The following is a 22,802-nucleotide window of genomic DNA, read 5'->3' on the forward strand; positions in this document are numbered from 1 at the left end:
GAACCCCTGCCGCGAACGCATCCCCGGCGGCTGCGTCGGAATCGCGGGCTGTGCGAGACACCGGTGCCGCTGCGATGAACGCCGGACCGGCGACCGAGACCCTCGCCGAGCTCAGCGAGGGCGAGGTGCTCGCCCGCATCTTCCCGCGGCTGCCGGATGCTGCGACTCAGCTGCTCGGCCCCGGCGACGATGCCGCCGTGCTCCGCGCCCCCGACGGGCGATACGTCGTCACGACCGACATGATGATCCAGGGGCCGGACTTCCGGATGGCCTGGTCGACCCCGCACGACCTCGGCTGGAAGGCCGCGGCCACCAACCTGTCCGACGTCGCGGCCATGGGCGCGCGCCCGACGGCGCTCGTCGTCGCGATCGCGGCCCCGCCGTCGACCCCCATCTCCGTGATCGAGGGCATCGCCGACGGGCTCCGGGACTGCTGCGCTGCGCTCGCGCCGGGGTGTGGCGTCGTCGGCGGCGACCTGTCCGCCTCTGACGCCCTCACGCTGGCCGTGACGGCCTTCGGAGACCTGGAGGGACGGGAACCGGTTCTGCGCTCCGGAGCGCGTGCAGGCGACGTCGTGGCCCTCGCCGGGGGGCTCGGTGAGGCAGGGGCCGGCCTCGCACTGCTCTTCCGGCACGGAGTCGACACGAACGGTGTTCCGGATGCCGCGCTCGCCGCGGCCGTCCGGGAGCGCTACCCGGTCGAGGTGGGCGCCCAGCTCGCCCCGACACCGCCGATCGACCGCGGCCCTGCCGCGTCCCTCGCGGGGGCGACCGCAATGATGGACCTCTCCGACGGCCTCTTCATCGATGCCGGGCGCCTGGCCAAGGCGAGCGGGGTCGGAATCGACTTCGCGGCGGACTCCCTCGGCGACAGCGTCGGGCTCGCGCTCGGCGGCGGCGAGGACCACGGCCTGCTCGCGACCTTCCCTGCCGGCGCCGTGCTGCCGGAGGGCTTCCGTGTGATCGGCACGGCGACGGATGCCGCGGGCACGGTCCTCGTCGACGGCCGCACACACGAGCAGGGCGGCTGGGACCCGTACCGCGGCTGGGACGGCGCCCTCGGCTGACCGCGCCTGCGGCGGCTATGGGCCGGCGAGCACCGGGGCGGCGTACCAGACGGTCGTGTCGCCGTAGTCCTTGCGGCGCTCGGAAGCGAGGCCAGGACCCCAGGACGGCTCGGGGGAGCGGGAGCTGCGCTCGACGACGACGAGGGCGTCCGGGTCGAGCAGGGGGGTCAGGGCGAGCAGGTTGTGCCCGAGTTCGACGTCGGAGAGCTCATACGGCGGGTCGAGGAAGACGAGTTCGAACCCGTCGCCCGTCGCCGCGAGGAATGACTGCACGGCCTGCGCGGAGACGCGGATCGACGGGGCGTCCTTCTTCGGGGCGGCCTTGAGCACCGCGTCGGTGTTCTTCCGGCACATCTGAGCGGCCCCGTAGCTGTTCTCGACAAGGGTCACGATGCGGGCACCCCTGCTCGCGGCCTCGAGCCCGAGGGAACCGGAGCCCGCGTAGAGGTCGAGCACCCGGGCGCCCCGGATGATGTCACGGGCGTCGAGGGCGGAGAAGATCGCCTCGCGCACCCGGTCGCTCGTGGGGCGTGTGCCCGACTTGGGAACAGCGAGGGGCAGGGAACCGGCGAACCCGGAGATGATGCGCGTCATGTCCGTTCGAGCCTAGCCGGACCGCAGTGTCGGCGGCCGCGCCTACGATCGAAGGATGACGGATGCGACCGCGGCGGACGGCGAGAAGCTCACCGGCGCCCTGACCCTGGATACCCCGCTCACGGCACACGGAACGATAACGGCCGCCGAAGCGAAATCGCTCGCCAAGGCGTTCGACATGCGCACCGTCGGCGACCTGCTCAGTCATTACCCTCGCCGCTACGCCAGGCGCGGAGAGCTCAGCGCGATCAGCGAACTGCCGCTCGACGAACAGGTCACGATCTTCGCCGAGGTGCGTTCGATCTCCACCCACGACATGAAGACCCGCAAGGGCTCGATCACGACCGTCAAGATCTCCGACGGCCGCGGCATCCTCACCCTCACGTTCTTCAACCAGGCCTGGCGCGAGAAGCTGCTCGCACCGGGCACCCGCGGCATGTTCACCGGCAAGGTCACCTCGTTCAAGAACCAGCTGCAGCTGGCGCATCCGCACTACAAGCTCTTCGTCGCCGGGAGCGACGAGGAACAGGAACACGAGATTCCCACGGAAGGCGAGGCCTGGCTCGTCGAGCCCGTCCCGGTCTACCCGGCGACCGCCGCGGTCGCGAGCTGGGACTTCCAGACGATCGTCGGAAAGATACTCAAGCACCTCGGCCCCGTCGAGGACCCGCTCCCGCCTGCGCTCCGCTCCGAACGCGGCCTGCTGCCGCACCGGAAGGCCCTCGAGCTCATCCACCAACCCGCCGTCGACGCCGACTGGATCAGGGCCCGCGACACCCTTCGGTTCACCGAGGCATTCGTGCTGCAGAGCGCGCTCGTGCAGCAGCGAAACGCCGCCAGGGCGACGAAGTCGACCGCACGGGTGCCCGTCCCCGGCGGGTACCTCGAACGCTTCGACGCCCGCCTTCCGTTCACCCTCACCGGCGACCAGCTGACCGTCGGCGCCGAGATCGCGAGGGACCTCGCCGACACCGCACCGATGAACCGGCTCCTGCAGGGCGAGGTCGGTTCAGGCAAGACGCTCGTCGCGCTGCGGGCGATGCTCGCCGTCGCCGACACCGGGGGGCAGGCCGCCCTGCTTGCGCCGACGGAGGTGCTCGCGGCCCAGCATCTGCGGTCGATCGTGCAGATCCTCGGCCCCGACCTGGCCGCAGAACTTGTGCCCGTGCTGCTGACCGGCAAACTGCCCGTCGCCCTTCGACGCAAGGCGTTGCTGCGAGCGGTCTCCGGCCAGGCCAGGATCGTGATCGGCACGCACGCCCTCCTGGCCGAATCGGTGTCGTTCTTCGACCTCGGACTCGTGGTCATCGACGAACAGCACCGCTTCGGCGTCGATCAGCGGGAGGCACTCCGCCTCAAGGGTGCTGTGCCACCACACCTCCTCGTGCTGACGGCGACACCGATCCCGCGCACGGTGGCCATGACGGTCTTCGGCGACCTCGACGTGTCGACGATCGCGATGCTCCCGGCAGGCAGGCAGGGCATCCAGACCTATGTTGTGGCGCTCGCCGAAAAGCCGCAGACCTTCTCGCGCGTCTGGACCAGGCTGGCCGAGGAGCTCGCCCTCGGCCGGCAGGGTTTCGTCGTGTGCCCTGCGATCGCGCCGAAGGAACTTGAGGAGGGCGAGGAATTCGAACAGCCGGCGACAGAGAAGGGCGCCGCCGACGCCGCGCCGGCCGTGCCCCCGGAATCCGTCGAGGTCGTGCTCGAGAGGTTGCGCTCCCGGCCGGAGCTCGCAGCGGCCAGGATCGAACCGCTGCACGGCCGGATGACCGCGGACCAGAAGGACCAGACCATGCTCGCCTTCGCCGCGGGCCAGATCGATGTGCTCGTGGCCACCACGGTGATCGAGGTCGGCGTCGACGTGCCGAACGCTTCGGTGATGGTGGTGCTCGACGCCGACAGGTTCGGCGTCTCGCAGCTCCACCAGTTGCGCGGGAGGGTCGGCCGCGGCGGGGTGCCGGGGCTCTGCCTGCTCGTCACCCGTGCGGAAGTCGACTCTCTCGCCCGGTCGAGGGTCGAGGCCGTCGCCGCAACCCTCGACGGTTTCGAGCTCGCCGAGATCGACCTCGAGCTGCGCAGGGAAGGCGATGTGCTCGGCAGCACGCAGTCCGGCGGGCGTTCCTCGCTGCGGCTGCTCCGGGTCGCGACCGACGGCGAACTCATCCTCGAGGCGCGCACCCACGCACAGGAGCTCGCGGCGGATGACCCCGAGTTCGCGAGCGTGCCTGCCCTGCGCGATGCGGTGCGCCGGCGACTCGACGACGCGGAACGGGCCTCGCTCACCAAGGGCTGAACTCCGCGCCGCCGAATGAGACCTGGCCGACGCCATCGCCACCGGTCTGGGTCGTTTCGGGCACCCGGCGACCCGCGAAGTGGGGGTGATTCCCGGCCTATCCCGTCCCGCGAGCGCGGTGCTACGGTGCCTCAACAATCAAACAGGTCCTTCCCCCGGGTTGCGCACCAGCGCGATCGGGGACGATTTGGGAGTCTATCCGGGCTCGGTGAAGAGCTTCATCGACCCGGGTGCCGTCCACCGGGAATCGTCGACCACACAGCGCTGGAACACACCCGGCCCACGCACTCGCCCACCATTCGATTCCCGACGCCCGAACGGAAGTTGACATGTCCCAGTCCGAACCCGCTTACACAAGCGACTCGCTGCGAGTGACCTTGCGTAGTCCCCTCCGGCGGCGGCCCAGGTGGCGCGCCTTCGGAACAGCGTCCGTGATGCTGCTGTCCCTCGGTTCCGTTCTGGGGACGGCCCTCCCGTCCCAGGCCGCGACCACCGACCCGGTGACCGTCGTGAGCCTCACGTTCGACGACGGCGACGCCGACCAGAGTGCGGCCGTTTCGATCCTCGACGCGGCGGGACTTAAGGGAACCTTCTTCATCACGACCGGCTGGATCGGCGCATCCAACTATCTGACCGTCCCGCAACTGACCGCGATGGCAGCAAGCGGGCACGAGATCGGGGGCCACACCGTGAGCCACCCCGACCTGACGACCCTGCCCGCCGCCGAGGTCACCAAGCAGATCTGCCAGGGCCGGAATACCCTCGACGACTGGGGATTCAAGACCACGACGGACTTCGCCTACCCGTTCGCGACCGTGAGCCCCGCAGTCGCGGCGGCCGTGAGTGCGTGCGGCTTCAACAGCGGACGCATGCTCGGCGACGTCGGCGGCACGACCGGTGTGTTCGCCGAGACGATTCCGCCGGCCGACGCGTTCCAGACCCGGGCTCCCGAGGAAGTCGACTCGACCTGGACCCTCGCCACCCTGCAGAAGACCGTGACGGATGCCGAGACCCACGGCGGAGGCTGGGTCCAGCTGACCTTCCACCACGTCTGCGACACCGCACCGGGGGTGTGCGACCCGCTGAACCTGACCATCACGCCAACGCTCTTCCAGCAGTTCGTCGACTGGCTCAAGGTCCGCACGCCCACATCCCCCCTTTCAACCACCAACACGATCGTCAAAACCGTTCACGAGGTCCTCGGCGGAACGGGGAAGCCTCTGGTGGCGTCCACGAACAGCTTCCGGGCAGCTCCGGCCGCCGGTGAGAACGGCGTGCTGAACCCCAGCCTCGAGACGGCGAGCACGGTGGTGCCGCCGGCCGGAACCACGCTGCCGCCGGAGTGCTGGCAGCAGGGCGGGTTTGGAGTGAGCACCGCGACATTCACGACGCTCACCACAGCCGCAGAAGCGCATACCGGTACGAAAGCAGAACAGCTCGTGGTGACGGGCCTGACCAGCGGCGATGCGAAACTCGCCCTGATGCAGGACCTCGGAACCTGTGCACCGACGGCGACCCCCGGTCACACCTATTCCCTGAGAGCCTGGTACAAATCGACCGTGCCCACCCAATTCGACCTCTACTATCGCAACGCGGACGGTGGCTGGATCTACCAGACCTCTGGCCCGTTGTACAACGCGGCGACCGCGTACACCCAGGTGGCCTGGACGACGCCGGTCGTGCCTGCCGGCGTCACCGGGATCAGCTTCGGACTCAACCTGATCAGCAACGGCACGCTCGTGACTGACGACTACGCCCTGTACGACACCGTCGGGGCCCCTGCGACCCTCGTGACGCCGGCCGTCCCGACCATCACAGGTGTTGCCGCGGTCCGACAGGTCCTCACCGCCGTTCCCGGAGCCTGGACCCCGGTTCCGATCGTTTTCACCTACCAGTGGTCGGTTGGAGGGGTCGCCGTTCCCGGTGCAACAGCCGTGACGTATACACCCGTCCTCGCCGACCAGGGGAAGACCGTCACCGTGACGGTCACCGGCACGGCCACCGGCCTTCCCGCGGTTTCCGCGACGAGCGTCGCGAGCGCCGCAGTGGCTGCGCCCGCCGCGGCGACGGCCACGCGGTTGTGGGGTCAGGATGCCTATGGCACGTCGGCCGCGATCTCCGCTGGGACGTTCCCGACGCCGGGTGTGCCTGTCGCGTACGTTGCGACGGGTGAGACGTACCAGGATGCATTGTCCGGTGCCGGTGCTGCCGGGGTGAACAAGGGTCCGGTGCTGCTCGTCCAGCCCAATGGGATCCCGGGTGTCATCGCGGCAGAGCTTGCCCGGTTGAAGCCGGCCAGGATCGTGGTGCTCGGCGGCAATCTGGCTGTCTCGGATGGTGTCTTCGCGAGCCTCTCCGGGATCGCGCCGACGACGCGGTTGTGGGGTCAGGATGCCTATGGCACGTCGGCCGCGATCTCCGCTGGGACGTTCCCGACACCGGGTGTGCCGGTGGTCTATCTGGCCACGGGCGAGACTTACCAGGATGCATTGTCCGGTGCAGGTGCCGCCGGCGTGAACCAGGGACCGGTGCTCCTCGTCCAGCCCAACGGCATTCCCGCCGTCATCGCGGCGGAGCTCGCCCGGTTGAAGCCGGGCCGGATCGTGATTCTCGGCGGAAACCTCGCGGTGTCCGACGCGGTCATGGCCCAGTCGCTGGCCCTGGTCGGCTAGATCGCGCACGAAGGCCAGGCGGGAGACTCCGCCTGGCCTTTCGCGCGCGATCGCTGGCCGGCGAATTTGGCCTCCCAGCAGGGCGAATGCCGAGAGTGTGCCGCCCGGGGAGGCGCGAGACGTGCTCGCGCGTTAGGGTATTGCGTATGCGCAGGATCGCCGTTGTCCCTGGTTCATTCGACCCCGTCACGCTGGGTCACCTCGACGTGATCGAACGGGCGGCGGGCCTCTTCGATGAAGTGCACGTGCTCGTCGTGCACAACCCCGACAAGACGGCCCTCCTGCCGATCAGCCAGCGCGTCTCCCTTCTGCAGCGGGCGATCGCAGACGCCGGCCTCCCGGACACCATCATCGTCGCGTCCTGGAGCATGGGACTGCTCGTCGACTACTGCCTCGAGGTCGGGGCAAGCGTGCTCATCAAGGGCATCCGTTCCCAGGTCGACGTCGCATACGAGACACCGATGGCGATCGTGAACCGCAACCTCGCGGGCGTCGAGACCATCTTCATGCTGCCTGACCCTGCGAATGCCCACGTGTCCAGCTCCCTCGTGCGACAGGTCGCCGCGCTCGGCGGCGACATCTCGCCATACGTGCCCCGCGTCGTCGCGCAGTACCTGCAAAAGGCACCCGTGTGACCGCCCCGCCCGCCGGCGCGACAACGGATGTCCCCGCGGGCGTCCCGACGCAGCGCGCCCCGGGCATCCGACCGGTACCGGCGGCCGCGCCGGGGGCGGACCCCCCGCCCGACGCAGACCTCGACCTCGACCTCGTGGCCGAGGCCGGCCGGGCCATCGTCCGCAACGTCGAAACGGTCATCGCAGGCAAGCACCCCGCCGTCGTCACGGCCCTGACCGTGCTCCTCGCCGAGGGCCACCTCCTCATCGAGGACGTGCCCGGCGTCGGCAAGACCATGCTGGCCAAGGCCCTCGCCCGCTCAGTCGACTGCTCGGTCAGCCGCATCCAGTTCACACCGGACCTGCTCCCTTCCGACGTCACGGGCGTGAGCGTCTTCAACCAGGTCGACCGCAGGTTCGAGTTCAAGCCGGGGGCCATCTTCGCGAACATCGTGATCGGCGACGAGATCAACCGGGCGAGCCCGAAGACCCAGTCGGCCCTCCTCGAGTGCATGGAGGAACGCCAGGTCACCGTCGACGGAGCGACCTACCTCCTTCCGCTCCCGTTCACGGTCGTCGCGACCCAGAATCCGATCGAGATGGAGGGCACATACGCCCTCCCCGAGGCCCAGCGGGACCGTTTCATGGCCCGGATCTCGATGGGCTACCCCGACACGACCTCCGAGCTCGCGATGCTCGACTCCCGAGACACCTCGAGCCCGCTCGCCGGAATCGACGCCGTCGTCACCGGCGCCCAGTTGCGGGCCATGATGACGGCGGCCCGCGGTGTCTTCGCCTCCAGCGCCGTCAAGCAGTACGCCGTCGACATCGTGCGGGCCACCCGTTCGGACAAGGACCTCCGCCTCGGTGCGAGCCCGCGGGCAACCCTGCAGCTCATCCGTGCCGCCAAGGCGCAATCCGCTCTGCAGGGCCGTGACTTCGTGCTCCCCGACGACATCGATGCGCTTGCCGTCGCCGTCCTCGGCCACCGGCTGGTGGCGAGCAGCCGGGTGCTCGGGCACCAGCATCAGGACTCGAGCCCGCTGCTCGAGGACATCGTGCGCCGGATCCTCGCGGCGACCCCGGTGCCGCTCGGCGCCTCCGGTCGCCCGTAGCCGCCATGTCTGCGCGGCGACCTCCCTCGCGGCCGGTTCGGTTTCCCCGGCTCACCCTCCGGGGTGGCGCCTTCCTCAGCGGGGGAGCGGTGCTGACGGTGGTGTCATTCTCGGAGAACCGGCGGGACCTGCTGTTCATCGCCCTCCTGCTGGTCTCGGTGCCGATCGTCGCCGGGCTGTCGGTGGCCCTCCGACCCGTCCGGGTGCGCGTCGGCCGTGACTTCCGCCCCAACCTCGTCTCCGCGGGCGGGCAGACGACTGAGCTGCTCACCGTCGAGAACGTCGGGGTGCAGCCGCTTTCCGGGGTGCGCTGGCGCGAGACCGGCCCGATGGGAACGACACCGATGCCCAGGGATCTCCCGTTGCCGCCGCTCTCCGGGCTCGGCGGCGCGTGGGGCCGCAGCGGCGGCTGGGACGGTTTCGGCGAGGGCCCTGACGCGGCAGCCCGGACCGTGCGCCTCGAGTTCCCGCTCGCACCGCACGCGCGGGGACGGTACGAGTACGGGCCGGTCGTGCTCGCCCGGTCCGACCCGTTCGGACTGGTGATGGCGCGCTGGGCGGTCGGCGGCCGGCATGAACTGGTCGTGACTCCCCGGGTGACGCCCCTTCCCGGCCGGGGGCACGCGAGCATGCTCGGTGGGGGAGAAGCCCTCGAACGGCAGCGACTGCTCAACCAGAATTCGGACGAGCTGATCGCTCGCGAGTACCGGCCAGGGGATTCGCTGCGCCGGGTGAATTGGCCGGCCACCGCACGCCACGGCGAGATCATGGTGCGGCAGGAGGAACACCGGAGCGACTCAGGGGTGCGGTTCGTGCTCGACACGCTCGCGCCCGCCGAATCGGGCGCTCGCGAGGTCGACCGGGCGCGGCGAGCGAGTGCGTTCGAGCTCGGGGTGGAAGTGGCGGCATCCGTATGCACGCACCTGCTCGCAGCCGGTTACCGGGTCGATGTCGTCGAGCTCGGCCCTGCCCAACTCGGAACTGCCCGGCTCGGCCGTGCCTCGAACGGTGCCACGGCCGCAACCGATGCCGCCCCGCTCGGCGCGACCGGGCTCGGCGGCTCTCCCGTGGCCGGGAACGGTGCGGGAGGTACGGCCGGGTCGGGAGATCCGGTCTCCTATCGCGGATCAGGCGGCATTTCGCACCTGCTCGAGGACCTCGCGGGCATCCTCCAGGTCCCTGCTGAAGCCAGGGACGTCGGCACCGGCGAACCCAATGGGCCCCTCGCGCCCCCGCGCTCACGCGTCCCCCGCGGGGCGCTTCCGACCTTCGCTGTACTCGGCGCCGGGGCAGCCCTCGACCTCGCCGTTCTCGCCGCGCTCGCGGCAAGTGCCCGGCCGGCGATTGCATTCGTACTCGAACCTGTGCCGACGGATGCCTCTGAGCGGCTCAGGGAGGCCGGCTGGCGGTGCATACCGGTGCGTTCGGCTATCGCACTGCCCGAGGCATGGCTCGACTCCGTCGGCGGGAGAGGGGCGCTGCATGAGCCTGCGTGAACGGATCCTGCCAGAGCAGACGATGACGGCCAGGCCGTCGCCGTCACCGGAAACGCCTGGTGGCCGGAGAATAGGGAAGCGCTCCTCCGGCTCCCGCTGGCCCGTGACCGGTGCGCTCGCGCTGCTCCTGCTCGTCGGGATGACCGCGCTGGGTCCTCTCCTGCAGGGCACCGGCTGGTGGTGGCTGATGGCGGTCGAAGCGGGAGCCGTCTTCGTCGTCTCCGCGGGCATCCGCTCGCTCGGCCCCAGGCCCTGGGTCGTCCCACTCGCCGGTGCCGGCGTGATCGTCGGGAGCGTCACCCTGCTCTTCGGCGGCGGAACAGGGCTGCTCTGGCTCGTGCCGACCGGCGATACGATCGACCGGTTCCGTACCCTCGTCGAATCGGGGATCGCCTCGGTGCAGTCCCAGGGCACCCCGGCCGATCCCGTGACCGGCATCCTGTTCCTGCTCTGCATCGGGGCCGGTGTGATCGCCGTGCTGATGGACGCCCTCGCGATCACCCTGCGGGCGCCGGCGCTCGCTGGGCTGCCCGTACTGGTGCCTGTCGGCGTCCCCGGCCTCATCCTCGACAACGGTGCGGAGAAACTGACCCTCGTGCTCACGGCCGCGGCATTCCTGCTGCTGCTGCGGATCGACGTCCTCGGCCGGCGCGGCGGGGTCACAGCGGGAACGGGCGAGGGCATCGGGATCGCCGGCTCTCGTGGGCCTGCCGGGCGGAGCTGGTCCGTCACCGGGGCCTTCCTGATCGGCGGGCTCGGCATCATCACAGCGCTCGTGCTCAGCATCGCGGTTCCCAACCTGCCCGGCGACGGGCGCGTCGGCGGCCGGGCCACCGGACCGCTGCTCTTCGGCGACGGCGTGAGCGCCATGGTCAACCTCGGGCAGGATCTCCGGAGTTCGCAGGCCGGCGCCGCGCTGCACTACCGGACGAGTGCCGCTCAGCCGCCCTACCTCAAGCTGCTCACCCTGGACCGGTTCGTCGGGCCGAGCTGGACCGCCCGCCTCGAGCCGACCAACACCGGGAACACCGTCGACGCAATCGACCGGCCGCCGGGGCTCTCCGCCCAGGTCGCCACGACGGAGGAGTCCACCCAGGTCGTCATCGACGGGGTCGCCTCGGCCTGGCTGCCCACCCCTGGCGCGGCCACGAAGGTATCCGGGCTCGTCGGCGACTGGTACTGGAACGGGCCCACCGGGACGATTGCGAGCACGAACAGCAGCACCCGGGGCCAGGAATACACCGTCACCTCGCTCGCCCTCGAGCCCACTCCCGAGCAGCTTCGCGCGGCGACGGGCCGCTACCCGGTCAGCGTCGAGTCGAGCCTTCGCCTGCCCCGGAGCAGCCCCCTGATCATCGAACAGACCGCGCGCGCGGTGACATCGGGAACGACGACCCCGTATGACGCTGCCGTCGCCCTGCAGGAGTACCTGCGGGGGAGCGAATTCACCTACGACACCACCGCACCGGTCGAGGACGGCTATGACGGCGGCGGGGTCGACGTTGTCGGTACCTTCCTCGAGGTCAAGCGCGGTTACTGCGTGCATTTCGCCTCCGCGATGGCGGTGATGGCCCGGTCGCTCGGCATCCCGGCGCGCATCGCGATCGGCTATCTGCCCGGTTCCCGCTCCTCGGACTTCATCGAGGGCAGGGACCGTTTCAACGTCGACGCCCATGACCTGCACTCGTGGCCGGAGCTGTACTTCACCGGCATCGGCTGGTTGCCGTTCGAACCCACCCCCGGGCGCGGGACCGTTCCGAGCTACACCCAGCCGGCCGGTCAGTCCACCCCACTCGGCGGCACGGTGGCCGGTGCGCCGTCGTCCGCGCCGCGCCCGTTCGACGACCCCGGCCAGGCCCTGTCGACGGGAAGCGGAGCCGCGAAGACGCCCGGGAACGATGCAGGCACGCCCGGACGCGTTGCGCTCATCCTCGGAGCGCTCGTCGTCGTACTCGCCGCTCCGGGTGGCATCCGCCTGCTTCGGAGCAGACGACGGCGCAGGGACCTCGCCAGGGGCACGGCAGGGGGCGCCGATGCCTGGCGGGAGCTCGTCGACACGGCCGTCGACTTCGGGGTCAGCGTGCGCGCCACGGAGACGCCCCGGGAATTCGCGGCGCGGATCGGCGCCCTGCCCGGCCTCACGGGCACCGGTGGGGCGGCAGCCGGTGCAGCACTTGCCCGGTTGCTGGCCGCGGCCGAGCGACACCGGTACGGCCGCCCGGTCGCCGGGGCGCCGCAACCGGCGCTCCTCGGCGACCTCGACACGGTCTCGACGAGGATCAGCATGGGTGCGAGCACGGCTGTGCGCTGGCGTGCGCGCCTCCTTCCCGCGTCCCTGTGGCTCTTCCTCGGCGAACGGGGGCGCGCACCCGTCACGGACGCGTAGAATCTCCCCCCGTGACCAAGTTTCAGAAGACCCCGTACAAGGTCGACGTGCGTGACCTCATCAACCGCCCCGGCACCATGCGTGAGCGCCACATCGACCTCATCGTTCCCGACGACCTCGGCGAGGGACTCGTTGCCGTCAAGGCCGGGTCGACGCTCGACGTCAACATCCGCCTCGAAACCCTGCACGAGAGCCTTCTGGTGTCCGCGCAGATCTCCGGAATCGCGTCCGGCGAGTGCGGAAGATGCCTGATTGACATCGACTTGCCTGTCCGAGTCGAGTTTCACGAGGTTTTCGCGTACTCTCTTGATGAAGCTTATGAGTGTGCGGTTGTCGAGGACCATGTGGATCTTGAACCGCTCATCAGGGATGCAGTGGTTCTGTCACTGCCTTTCCAGCCGGTCTGCCGGCAGGATTGCCCGGGTCTCGACCCCGAGACCGGGCAGCGGCTTGCCGTTTCCCCTGAATTCGAACCAGAACAGATGCGCGATCCCCGGTGGGCAGCGCTTGTGAATTTCCAGGCTTCCGAAAGCATCGGCACGGATGAAGACATCCGCGCTGAAACGGATAGAAGAGAAGAGAAGTAGTCATGGCAGTCCCGAAGCGCAAGCAATCACGCTCCAACACCCGCTCACGTCGTTCCTGCTGGAAGGCCGAAGCCCCCACCCTGGTCAAGACCATGGAAAACGGCAAGGTCGTCTACAGCCTCCCGCACCGCGCCAAGGTCGTCACCGACACCGCCGGAACCGCGATGTTCATGGAATACAAGGGCCGCAAGGTCGCCGACATTTAATTCGGCGATGTACACGCCCCAGGTACCGCTCCTCCGACGGATGCCGCGTCTTCTGACCCGGAACATCCGCTCGTCGCGTCGCGGTACCGTCGGGGCGGTCGCCGTATGACCGGGCACGCCGCAGCCGGTCACCCGATGACCGGCGCGGAAGCCGACCCCTCGGCCCTCGTGTCCGCGCTCGGCGTGCAGATCGACGAGAGCCTGCTTCGGCTGGCGCTCACCCATCGGTCCTTCGCGTACGAGAACGGCGGAGTGCCCACGAACGAGCGCCTGGAATTCCTCGGCGACTCGATCCTGGGCCAGGCCGTCACGGTCATGCTCTACCGCACGTATCCGCTGCTCGACGAGGGCGACCTGGCCAAGCGCCGGGCCAGCCTGGTCTCGAGTGTCGCCCTCGCTGAAATCGCCAGGGGCCTCGGCCTCGGCGCCTACGTTCGGCTCGGGCGGGGCGAGATCCTCACGGGTGGTCGTGACAAGTCATCGATCCTCGCCGACACCGTCGAGGCGCTCATCGGTGCCGTCTACCTCGACACGGGTCCGGACGCCGCCACGGCTTTCGTGCTGCGGCTGATCGCGCCGATGCTCAACGACCCTGGTCACTTCGGAGTCTCGATGGATCCGAAGACGAGCCTGCAGGAAGCGGCGGCCCGGCTCGACGCCGGCGTACCCGTCTATGCGATCGCCGAGAGCGGCCCCGACCACTCCAAGGTGTTCATCGCGACCGTGACCGTCGGCATCGTCGTCGCAACGGGAGAAGGCACCAGCAAGAAGCACGCCGAGATGGCCGCCGCCCTCGAGGCGTGGAACCGGCTCGTCCCGCGCTGACCTGGCCGATGTCCGCTCGACTCATTCCCGCGCATCCGACGGCACCGCCACCATCGTCTGGACGCTTCCTTGCCAGAACTTCCTGAGGTTGAGGTGGTGCGCGCGGGCGTCGAACCCGCCGTGACCGGTGCTCGCGTCACCGCCGTTGAGGTTTTCGAGCCACGCTCCCTCCGCAGGCACGACCCCCTGACCGGCCCGTTCGCCCCGCAGCTCGAGGGGCATCGCCTGCTCGGCGCCGTCCGCCGCGGCAAATTCCTCTGGCTGCCGATCGACACCGGACGCGCCCTCGTGATCCACCTCGGCATGAGCGGCCAGGTCCTGCTCCGGGAACCGGGCTCGGAGGCAGACCGTCAGTTGCGCATCCGCCTGCACCTCGAACACCCCGACCACGGGGAACTGTGGCTCAACTTCGCCGACCAGCGGATCTTCGGCAGCATGGCGATAGACCGGATGCAGCCCACCGGCGACGGACTGCCAGGAGGGTATGCCGGGGCGGGCACGGGTGCGTGGAGCGGGCTGATCCCCGACCAGGTCGCCCACATCGCCCGCGACCTCATCGACCCCGACTTCGGAACGGATGCCGCCCTCGCCGCCCTGGCCCGGCGCGGCTCAGGGATCAAGCGGGTGCTGCTCGACCAGACCTGGGTCAGCGGCATCGGGAACATCTACGCCGACGAAGCCCTGTTCTCGGCCGGACTGCACTACGAGCAGCCGGCGTCGTCCCTGTCACGCACCGAAGGCATCCGGTTGCTCGACGCCGTGCGCACGGTGCTGATGCGCGCCCTCGCCGAGGGCGGCACGAGCTTCGATGCGCAGTATGTGAACGTCAACGGCCAGTCCGGTTACTTCTCGCACAGCCTCGCCGTCTACGGCAGGCAGGGCACCGCGTGCCCGCGGTGCGGAACCCTCCTCGTGCGCGAGCAGTTCATGAACAGGTCCTCGCACCTCTGCCCGGTCTGCCAGCGCCTCCACTGACCGAGTCAACCAGGGTTCACGCGTCCGTAAGGGGCGTGCGCCGCCGCCAGGCGCCCTCGTAGCCGATCGGCAGGAAGCCGAGCTCCTCGTTGATGTCGAGCATGTGCCGGTTCTCCTCCGCGTTGAAGGTGATCACCGACGGATGTCCTGGCTCGTTCCGGAGGATGCTCTCCAGGTTCCAGGCCTTGAGCAGCAGGCCGAGCCGGTGCCCGCGATGTTCCCGCACCACGAGGGTGTCCTCCTGGTTGACCGGCCTGTCGGTCTCAGCGGGAACGGAGAGTTCGGTGAACCCGACCAGTGCGCGGGACGGGCGGTGCACGACGGCTGTGGTGTAGACGGTCCGTGGTCCGTCCGCGAGCCGGGCCTGCCTGTCGAGGAACCGATCGAGGGGCCAGGACTCTGCGGGTTCCTCGAGGCCGGCGGTGGGAGCATCCGTGCTCATTCTTTCGTAGAGCATCGCCATGTCCGGCTGCCACCGGATCGGCGTGAAGCCGTCCCACTGAATAATCTCGTATTCCTTTCCCGCGCGCTTCTCTGCCGCGCGCAGCAGCCGGTCCAGCCGCTCGCGGTCGTAGGGAAGTGCGAGGCGGTTGCCTCGCTCGACCTGCTCGAGACGGTAGCCGCGCCGGAGCAGGAAGCGCACCTCGGGGTTCCGCAACGGCAGTGAGCCGAAACCGGTCGGGGCGACCAGGCGTTCGCCCGGTGAGTCCGGCGAGGCCGCGTAGACGATCTGATTCACGCACCCGTCGGCCTCGGCGACCGACTCGAGCAACGCGAACAGGGCGGTACCGATGCCGCGGTTGCGGTATCCCGGCAGGACATCGGCGCGAAGCCACGCAGTCTCCGAGCCGGGGCCCTGAAACTCACACACACCGCGCGCGACGACGTGGATCACGTCGGCCGCGGCGGGGTCGTCCGCCGGGGCGTCAGCCGCAGCCTCGTCGCTCCCGCCGGCAGGAGCTGAACCGTCCGCGGCCCGCACCACGAACAGCCTCCTCGGCTCCCAATCCTGGTCGAGCCACTCCGGGAGTGCCTCCTCCGCCGTCACGGACAGCTCGTGGGTCCCGTAGGCATCCGCTTCGACCGTGTTGTGCACCTCGGCGGCGGCGACGAAGTCGTCCCAGCCCTCGGCACCCGGCTCCTCCGGGATCGAGAGCTCCTCGATCCTGGGCACGAGGTCGTCCATGCAGGCAGAGTAGCGTCCGGTCGGCACTGCCGAAACCCCCGCGGGCAGCGCCGCGCCTCCCGGGCCCGGGAGGCTGCGTCCGGTACCGTGGGAGAGCCGATATCTACTCACGGGAAGGGCGCAACGGTGTACTTGAAGAGCCTCACCCTCAAGGGGTTCAAATCGTTCGCGCAGCCCACGACCTTCGCTTTCGAGCCCGGCGTCACCTGCGTCGTCGGCCCGAACGGCTCCGGCAAGTCCAACGTCGTCGACGCTCTCGCCTGGGTGATGGGGGAGCAGGGCGTCAAGACGCTCCGCGGCGGCAAGATGGAAGACGTCATCTTCGCGGGCACCTCGACGAAGGGCCCGCTCGGCCGCGCCGAGGTGACGCTCACGATCGACAACACGGATGGCGCGTTGCCGATCGACTACACCGAGGTCACCATCTCGCGCACCCTGTTCCGCAACGGCGGAAGCGAGTACGCGATCAACGGCCAGGGCTGCCGGCTGCTCGACGTGCAGGAGCTCCTGAGCGACTCCGGCCTCGGGCGGGAGATGCACGTGATCGTCGGCCAGGGCCAGCTTGACGCGGTCCTGCGCGCAAGCCCAGAGGACCGGCGCGGTTTCATCGAGGAGGCCGCCGGAATCCTCAAGCACCGCCGCCGCAAGGAGAAGACCCTGCGCAAGCTCGACGCGATGCAGGCCAACCTGACCCGGCTGAGCGACCTCGCCGGGGAGATCCGCCGCCAGCTCAAGCCGCTCGGGCGCCAGGCCGAGATCGCCCGCGAGGCCCAGACCATCGCCGCCGTCGTGCGTGATGCCCGCGCCCGCCTGCTCGCCGACGACGTCGTCGGCCTGCGCAGGACCCTCGACGCCCACGGCCGCAGCGAGAGCGAACGGCACTCCGAACGCATCGTGCTCCAGGAACAGCTCGACCAGAAGCAGTTGCGCCTGCACCGCCTCGAGGAGGCCCAGATCGGCGACGCCGTCGACGCCGCCCGGCGCACGAGCTTCGGCCTCGAATCCGTGCAGGAACGCCTCCGCGGGCTGTACACGCTCGCGAACCAGCGCCTCGCCCTTCTCGGTTCCCAGTCCGAATCGGTCGACGCCGGCCCGAGTGTGACCCCGGCGATGCTCACGGACGCCGCGGCGGAGATCGTGCGGCTCACCGAACGCATCGCCGTCGCCGAGTCCGCCTGGGCCGCCGCGCGGGCGGCCACGTCGACCGCGCGCCGCGATCTCGACGCCGTCGACGAGGACATCGCCGCACAGACCGCGCTCATCTCCCGCCACGACCTCGAAGCGTCCAAGCTGCGCGGCCAGGCCGAAACCGCCGCCTCCCGCCTCGCCTCTGTCCGCAGCGACGTGCTCCGCCAACAGAACACCCGGAATGCCGCGGCCGGACGCGTGCAGGAAGCAGAGGCCCTCCTCGCCACCCTGGAAGCGGAGACCGAGCAGGCGAACGCGGAGAACGCAGGGACCGGCGCGGTGAACGGCGATCCGGGCGACACCGGCGCGGCCGACGGGAACACCCGGCTGTCCGAAGACTACGAGGCGGCCCAGGCCGTCGTGTCCGCCGCGGAGGGCGAAGTCGAACGCCTCCGCGAAGAACTCCACCTCCTCGAACGCGAACGTGACGCCCTCGCCGCGCGCGCGAGCGCCCTGTCCCTGGCCCTCGACCAGAAGGACGGATCCTCAGCCCTCCTCGGCGCCCGGCTGGACGGCATCCGCGGGCTCGTCGCAGAACACGTGCGGGTGCATCCCGGTTACGAGGCGGCGATCGCCGCCGCGCTCGGCTCCCTCGCCGATGCCGTGCTCGCGGATGACAGCGCAGCCGGCTTCGCCGCACTCGACCGGGTCAGGGCGGACGACCTCGGCCGGGTCGAGCTCATCCTCGCCACGCCAGCGACTCCCGACGCTGACGGCGCCCCAGCTGATGCTGCCGGCGGAACCCCCGATTTGCGCGCGTCGGGCGCGCACGCACGCCCGAGCCTCGCCGAACGGGCAGGCCTGGTCTGGGCCGCCTCGGTCCTCGATGCCCCTGCCGGTGTCCTCGGACTCCTCGAGAACACCGTCATCGCCGAAGACCTCGACTCCGCCCTGGCCGCGGCAGACCTGCTCACGTCCGGCCATTCCACCCCGGGGACGGCTGCCACCGGCCCCCGCGCGGCGAGCATTCCGCTGACGATCATCACCCGGGCCGGCGACGTGCTGAGCGAGTTCGTGCTCCGCGGCGGATCCGGGGCCCGGCGCAGCAAGCTCGAACTCGTCGCGGACCGCGAGACCGCGGCAGACCGTCTTGGCGAAGTCCGATCCCGCATCGAGCAGGTCAGCGGCGACCTCGCTGAGCAGCGCAGCCTGCTCCGCCTCGGCAAGGACCAGTCCGTCGCGGCGCTCGCCGCGCTTCGCGCCTTCGACGCCCGCCTCGCGGCCCAGGCAGAGAAGACGAACCGGGCAACGGTGCGGCTCGAGGCCGCAACGGCGGAGCTCGAGCGCATCTCCGCCGGCGTCCTTGTCGCCGAACAGGCCGTCGCCGGTGCGGAAGCAGAGGCCGAGCGCACCAAGGCCGGTCTCGTCACCCTGCTGTCCCGCCCCCGCCCGATCCTCGACGTTTCGGTTCGTGACGCGCTCCACGCCGAACTCGAAGCCGCGCGCGAACACGAGGTCGAGGCGCGGCTCCGCGTCGAGACCGCGCGCGAGCGCGTGCGCTCGGGTGAGGCCCGCGCCGCAGGCCTCGCGAGGCAGTTCGAGCGCGACCAGGCCGCAGCCGAGGCCGCCGCCCGGCGTGCGGTCATCCGCCGTCGCCAGGTGGATGCCGCGACCCGCGTCGCCGAAGCGCTCCCCGCCGTGCTCGCCGCGGTCGACGTCTCCGTCAGCGAGGCACGCCTCCGCCTCGCCACCGCCGAGGCCGAGCGCCTGAGTCAGAATGAGGAACTCGCGGCCCTGCGCCGCGAGGACGGTGCCCTCCGCAGCCGACTGCAGGCCGTGACCGAGAGCGTGCACGGCCTCGAACTGCAGATCTACGAGAAGAAGCTGCACCTCTCCGGCCTCCTCGAACGCGCCGGCAGCGAACTGGGCCTCGTCGAAGATATCCTCGTTGCGGAATACGGTCCGGACCAGCCGGTGCCGCCCGACGACGACCCGGATGGCGAGCCGGTGGCCTACGACCGCGAGCAGCAGCAGCGCCGCCACGCCTCCGCCGAGCGCCGGTTCGCCCAACTCGGCAGGATCAACCCGCTCGCGCTCGAGGAATTCGCCGCGCTCGAGCAGCGGCACAAATTCCTCACCGAGCAGCTCACCGACCTGACCAACACCCGGGCCGACCTGCTGACGATCATCGACGACCTCGACGTCACGATGGGCGCCATCTTCGCAAGCGCCTTCGAGGACACCCGCCTGGCCTTCGCCGAGGTCTTCCCCGTCCTGTTCCCCGGCGGGTCTGGCAGCATCCGCCTGACCGATCCCGACGACCTGCTCACCACCGGCATCGAGATCAGCGTCAAGCCGGCAGGAAAGAAGATCGAGCGGCTCTCACTGCTGTCCGGCGGGGAGCGTTCCCTCGCCGCAGTCGCGCTGCTGATCGCGATCTTCAAGGCCCGCCCGAGCCCGTTCTACATCATGGACGAGGTCGAGGCTGCCCTCGACGACGCCAACCTCGGCCGGCTGCTCACGATCTTCCAGGACCTCCGCGAGGCCAGCCAGCTCATCATCATCACGCATCAGAAACGCACGATGGAAATCGCCGACGCCCTCTACGGTGTCTCGATGCGCCAGGACGGGGTATCGGCGGTCGTCGGCCAGCGGATCGTGCGCCAGGAGGAACAGGCGTCCTGAACCGCGGACAGGCCGGGACAGTGGCCCCCGCGTCACGGCCGCGTCACAGCAGGGCCAGTACCTCCGCACAGGCGTCGGTGACCCTACGGCACTCGGGGGCGCAGCTCGTCCAGTCCGGCCGGTGCTGCAGCATCCGCTCGCAGGCGATGGACGAGGAGCGGCACGCCTCCATGCAGGTGTCGAGCATGGAGGCGGCGGTCGTCCCGTCTGTCCGGGTGTGCCAGGACAGCACCCGGCTCGTCGTGGTGCAGATTTCGATGCAGTCGAGGTCGGCGAGGAAGCACGCGGTGACATCGCCGTCGCCGGACTGGGCCAGGCAGGCGTCAGCGCAGTCCTCGCTCGCGGCGATGAGCGCGTCGCAGGCGGCGACGCACGCCGCGGTCCGTGCCGAGAGCGCGTTGAACTCGCTCCCACCGAACCCGCCACCGAACATGCCACCACTGTAGCCCGGTCGGTGGCGCCCGGTCAGGCCTGCGGGGGCAGCGCCGCGATCAGCGGGTGGTCGAACGTCAGCACACCGGTCTTGGCCGCGCCTCCCGGCGACCCGATCTCCTCGAAGAAGTCCACGTTCGCGCGGTAGTACTCGCTCCACTGCTCCGGAAGGTCGTCTTCGTAGTAGACCGCCTCGACCGGGCAGACCGGCTCGCAGGCACCGCAGTCGACACATTCGTCGGGGTGAATGTACAGGGACCGTTCGCCTTCATAGATGCAGTCGACCGGGCACTCGTCGACGCAGGCGCGGTCCTTGACATCCACGCACGGCAGCGCGATGACGTACGTCACGAGGCGACGAGTTCCACGGACCGGCTGATGTCGACCTGCTCGTCCCGCGGAACGACCTTGACCCGCTCACGATCGGCCGCCGAGCCGTCCGCGGCTCCGAGGGCACGTTCGTGGGCATCGAGCACGAGCCAGCCGTCCCATTCGGTGAAGCGGATGCCGCGGGCGGAGAGCACGGCCAGGATCGCGTCCGCGTCGTCTTCGACCGGCTCCGGCAGGAGGCCGTTGCCGAGGTCTTCGACGAGCCGCGTGACGGTCTCGAGCGCGTCGCTCTTGGTGTGGCCGATCAGGCCGACGGGGCCACGCTTGATCCAGCCGGTGGCGTACAGGCCGGGAATGGGCCGCGCGGCCGGGTCGAGGACCCGACCGCCGTCGTTCGGGATCACGCCGCGCGTCTCGTCGAAAGGCACCTCGGCGAGGGGGCTGCCGCGGTAACCGACGGCGCGGTAGACCGCCTGGAGCGGGTAGTCGAGGATCTCACCTGTCCCGGTGACACCGCCGGGGTTGGCGGGATCGGGCGCGGTGCGCTCGAAGCGCATGCCTTCGACACTCTCGGTGCCGTAGACCTCGAGGGGAGAATGCAGGAAATGCAGGTGCAGGCGGCGCGAGGCCCCGCTCGGTTCCTTCGTGAGCCATCCGTTCAGGGTGCGGCTCATCACCTTGACCTGGTTGTTGGACGCGGCGAGGAACTGCTCGGAGGCCTCGTCCCTCGGGAAGTCCTCCTCGTAGACGATCACGTCGACGTCCGGCACCGCGCCGAGCTCCCGGAGCTCGATCGGGGTGAACTTCACCTGGGCAGGCCCGCGTCGACCGAAGATGTGCACGTCGGTGACTGCCGAGGCGGCCAGGCCGGAATAGACGTTCTCGGGGATGTCGGTGGGCAGCAGGTCGTCCGCATGCTTTGCGAGCATCCTGGCGACGTCGAGGGCGACGTTGCCGTTGCCGATCACGGCGACCTGGTGGGCGTCGAGCGGCCAGTCGCGCGGGGCGTCCGGGTGTCCGTCGAACCAGGAGACGAAGTCGGCGGCCCCGAAGCAGCCGGGCAGCTCGGTGCCGGGGATCGGCAGCTTCGCGTCGCGGATCGCCCCGGTCGCGAAGATGACTGCGTGGTAGAGGGCCCGCAGGTCGTCCAGGCTCAGATCGGTCCCGTAGCCGACGTTGCCGAGGAACCGGATGGTGCCGGCATCGAGCATCTCGTGCAGGCTTGTGACGATGCCCTTGATCCGCGGGTGGTCGGGGGCGACGCCGTATCGAATCAGGCCGTATGGAGCGGGGAGGGTGTCGAAGAGGTCGATGCCGATCGTGCCGCCGGCGTCGCGCACGGCCTTGCCGAGGATGTTGCCGGCGTAGATTCCCGCGGGACCGGCGCCGATGATGGCGACGCGGAGAGTATGGGGGGTCATGAAAAAGCCTTTCGGGATGGTTCTGGGATGAGCCGGCCGGAACGGGGTTCGTCGGACGCGAGCTGGTTGCTGTACCGGGGGTGGAGCGGGCTCAGGGTGACGACGTCCCCCACCACGACGACGGCGGGGGAGCGGACGCCGCGTTCGGCGGCGAGTCCGGCGATGGTTGCGAGACTTCCGAAGGTGACCCGCTGGTTCGAGCCGTAGCCGTCCTCGATGATGGCGACCGGGCAGTCTCCGCCGCGGGGTCCGTCCGCGAGCATCGCCGCGGAGGCGGCGAGGCCGGAGATGCCCATCAGGAGAAGGACGGTGTGGTCGCTGCCCCCTGGCAGGGACGGAAGCAGCTCGTGGCCCGTCACGACGGTGAACCCGTTCGCCACCCCGCGATGGGTGACCGGGATGCCGGCCGCAGCAGGCACCGAGATGGCGCTCGTGACGCCGGGGATGACCTCGACGGGGATACCGTTGCTGCGGCAGTACGCTGCTTCCTCGCCGCCGCGACCGAGCACGTACGGGTCGCCGCCCTTGAGGCGCACGACCCGGCGGCCGGCACGGGCGTGCTCGACGAGGAGTGCGTTGATCTCGTCCTGGGGCACAGGGTGGTGGCCGGGCAGCTTGCCGACGTCGATCACGAGAACGCCGGGATCGAGCTCGCCGAGCAGGGAGCGCGGGCCGAGCCGGTCGGCGATGACGACATCCGCTTCGTCGAGCAGCCGGCGGCCGAGCACGGTGATCAGGCCGGGATCGCCGGGTCCGCCACCGACCAGGTGCACGGTGCCGGGGCGCA

General features: G+C 70.1%; 17 protein-coding genes and 1 pseudogene. 12 read left to right on the plus strand and 6 right to left on the minus strand.

Annotated features, from left to right (window positions below):
• Positions 1-74: 74 nt before the first annotated feature.
• Positions 75-1,067, plus strand: a complete 993-nt coding sequence (gene thiL, locus E3O50_RS13365; RefSeq protein WP_241975542.1) for a thiamine-phosphate kinase — start codon at positions 75-77, stop codon at positions 1,065-1,067.
• A 15-nt stretch (positions 1,068-1,082) separates the two neighbouring features.
• Here the strand turns inward: thiL and rsmD are convergent, their stop codons facing one another.
• On the minus strand, positions 1,083-1,661 hold the full coding sequence (gene rsmD, locus E3O50_RS13370) for a 16S rRNA (guanine(966)-N(2))-methyltransferase RsmD (RefSeq protein WP_134447536.1): 579 nt from the start codon (positions 1,659-1,661) through the stop codon (positions 1,083-1,085).
• 55 nt (positions 1,662-1,716) lie between these two features.
• Between rsmD and E3O50_RS13375 the strand changes: the two genes are divergently transcribed.
• The 10 genes from E3O50_RS13375 (at position 1,717) to mutM (ending at position 14,833) form a co-directional block, all read left to right on the plus strand.
• Positions 1,717-3,957: an ATP-dependent DNA helicase RecG gene (locus tag E3O50_RS13375; RefSeq protein ID WP_134560775.1), complete on the plus strand. Its 2,241-nt coding sequence runs from the start codon at positions 1,717-1,719 to the stop codon at positions 3,955-3,957.
• A 434-nt stretch (positions 3,958-4,391) separates the two neighbouring features.
• Positions 4,392-6,629: a cell wall-binding repeat-containing protein gene (locus E3O50_RS13380; protein WP_241980942.1), complete on the plus strand. Its 2,238-nt coding sequence runs from the start codon at positions 4,392-4,394 to the stop codon at positions 6,627-6,629.
• 146 nt (positions 6,630-6,775) lie between these two features.
• Positions 6,776-7,264, plus strand: coding sequence for a pantetheine-phosphate adenylyltransferase (gene coaD, locus E3O50_RS13385; protein ID WP_134447540.1), 489 nt, complete (start codon positions 6,776-6,778; stop codon positions 7,262-7,264).
• A 134-nt stretch (positions 7,265-7,398) separates the two neighbouring features.
• Positions 7,399-8,358, plus strand: coding sequence for an AAA family ATPase (locus E3O50_RS13390; RefSeq protein ID WP_241975540.1), 960 nt, complete (start codon positions 7,399-7,401; stop codon positions 8,356-8,358).
• Between the two features lie 98 nt (positions 8,359-8,456).
• Entirely contained in the window at positions 8,457-9,854 is a 1,398-nt protein-coding gene (locus E3O50_RS13395; RefSeq protein WP_134564570.1) for a DUF58 domain-containing protein, read from the plus strand.
• The gene (locus tag E3O50_RS13400) at positions 9,841-12,240 is read left to right on the plus strand and encodes a DUF3488 and transglutaminase-like domain-containing protein (RefSeq protein WP_166790715.1); all 2,400 of its coding nucleotides are present in this window, start codon (positions 9,841-9,843) and stop codon (positions 12,238-12,240) included. The genes E3O50_RS13395 and E3O50_RS13400 overlap by 14 nt, the downstream gene beginning before the upstream one ends.
• Positions 12,241-12,251: 11 nt before the next feature.
• Positions 12,252-12,827: a YceD family protein gene (locus E3O50_RS13405; RefSeq protein ID WP_134447545.1), complete on the plus strand. Its 576-nt coding sequence runs from the start codon at positions 12,252-12,254 to the stop codon at positions 12,825-12,827.
• Positions 12,828-12,829: 2 nt separating this feature from the next.
• Entirely contained in the window at positions 12,830-13,033 is a 204-nt protein-coding gene (gene rpmF / locus E3O50_RS13410; RefSeq protein WP_134447547.1) for a 50S ribosomal protein L32, read from the plus strand.
• A gap of 135 nt (positions 13,034-13,168) precedes the next feature.
• Positions 13,169-13,858, plus strand: a complete 690-nt coding sequence (gene rnc / locus E3O50_RS13415) for a ribonuclease III (RefSeq protein WP_134448065.1) — start codon at positions 13,169-13,171, stop codon at positions 13,856-13,858.
• Between the two features lie 69 nt (positions 13,859-13,927).
• On the plus strand, positions 13,928-14,833 hold the full coding sequence (mutM, locus tag E3O50_RS13420) for a bifunctional DNA-formamidopyrimidine glycosylase/DNA-(apurinic or apyrimidinic site) lyase (protein ID WP_134560771.1): 906 nt from the start codon (positions 13,928-13,930) through the stop codon (positions 14,831-14,833).
• A gap of 16 nt (positions 14,834-14,849) precedes the next feature.
• Here the strand turns inward: mutM and E3O50_RS13425 are convergent, their stop codons facing one another.
• Complete coding sequence (locus E3O50_RS13425) at positions 14,850-16,019, minus strand: GNAT family N-acetyltransferase (RefSeq protein ID WP_134560770.1); 1,170 nt, start codon at positions 16,017-16,019, stop codon at positions 14,850-14,852.
• Between the two features lie 126 nt (positions 16,020-16,145).
• On the opposite strand from E3O50_RS13425, the gene smc reads away from it, so the two are divergent.
• Entirely contained in the window at positions 16,146-19,832 is a 3,687-nt protein-coding gene (gene smc / locus E3O50_RS13430) for a chromosome segregation protein SMC (protein ID WP_134560769.1), read from the plus strand.
• Positions 19,833-19,875: 43 nt separating this feature from the next.
• Here smc and E3O50_RS13435 read toward each other — a convergent pair whose 3' ends face one another.
• The 4 genes and pseudogenes from E3O50_RS13435 to cobA all read right to left on the minus strand — a co-directional run.
• Positions 19,876-20,265: a four-helix bundle copper-binding protein gene (locus E3O50_RS13435; protein ID WP_134447555.1), complete on the minus strand. Its 390-nt coding sequence runs from the start codon at positions 20,263-20,265 to the stop codon at positions 19,876-19,878.
• A gap of 32 nt (positions 20,266-20,297) precedes the next feature.
• A complete protein-coding gene (fdxA, locus tag E3O50_RS13440; RefSeq protein ID WP_134447557.1) occupies positions 20,298-20,615 on the minus strand; it encodes a ferredoxin in 318 nt (105 codons plus the stop codon).
• Positions 20,612-22,015 carry an FAD-dependent oxidoreductase gene (locus E3O50_RS13445; RefSeq protein ID WP_134560768.1) on the minus strand — a complete coding sequence of 468 codons (1,404 nt, stop codon included), beginning with the start codon at positions 22,013-22,015 and terminating at the stop codon, positions 20,612-20,614. Before E3O50_RS13445 ends, fdxA begins: the two co-directional genes overlap by 4 nt.
• Positions 22,012-22,797, minus strand: a pseudogene (cobA, locus tag E3O50_RS19695) (uroporphyrinogen-III C-methyltransferase); the annotation flags it as partial. The gene E3O50_RS13445 and the pseudogene cobA, both read right to left, overlap by 4 nt.
• Positions 22,798-22,802 lie beyond the last annotated feature (5 nt).

Source organism: Cryobacterium sp. MDB1-18-1 (genome assembly GCF_004402735.1).
GTDB lineage: Bacteria > Actinomycetota > Actinomycetes > Actinomycetales > Microbacteriaceae > Cryobacterium > Cryobacterium glucosi.

Excerpts from the sequence above, each read along its gene's own strand:
- thiL (WP_241975542.1), top strand. The coding sequence starts at position 75 with ATGAACGCCGGACCGGCGACCGAGACCCTCGCCGAGCTCAGCGAGGGC.
- E3O50_RS13375 (WP_134560775.1), top strand. The coding sequence starts at position 1,717 with ATGACGGATGCGACCGCGGCGGACGGCGAGAAGCTCACCGGCGCCCTG.
- E3O50_RS13445 (WP_134560768.1), bottom strand. The coding sequence starts at position 22,015 with ATGACCCCCCATACTCTCCGCGTCGCCATCATCGGCGCCGGTCCCGCG.
- E3O50_RS13435 (WP_134447555.1), bottom strand. The coding sequence starts at position 20,265 with ATGTTCGGTGGCGGGTTCGGTGGGAGCGAGTTCAACGCGCTCTCGGCA.
- coaD (WP_134447540.1), top strand. The coding sequence starts at position 6,776 with ATGCGCAGGATCGCCGTTGTCCCTGGTTCATTCGACCCCGTCACGCTG.
- E3O50_RS13400 (WP_166790715.1), top strand. The coding sequence starts at position 9,841 with ATGAGCCTGCGTGAACGGATCCTGCCAGAGCAGACGATGACGGCCAGG.
- rpmF (WP_134447547.1), top strand. The coding sequence starts at position 12,830 with ATGGCAGTCCCGAAGCGCAAGCAATCACGCTCCAACACCCGCTCACGT.
- rnc (WP_134448065.1), top strand. The coding sequence starts at position 13,169 with ATGACCGGCGCGGAAGCCGACCCCTCGGCCCTCGTGTCCGCGCTCGGC.
- E3O50_RS13425 (WP_134560770.1), bottom strand. The coding sequence starts at position 16,019 with ATGGACGACCTCGTGCCCAGGATCGAGGAGCTCTCGATCCCGGAGGAG.
- E3O50_RS13380 (WP_241980942.1), top strand. The coding sequence starts at position 4,392 with ATGCTGCTGTCCCTCGGTTCCGTTCTGGGGACGGCCCTCCCGTCCCAG.
- rsmD (WP_134447536.1), bottom strand. The coding sequence starts at position 1,661 with ATGACGCGCATCATCTCCGGGTTCGCCGGTTCCCTGCCCCTCGCTGTT.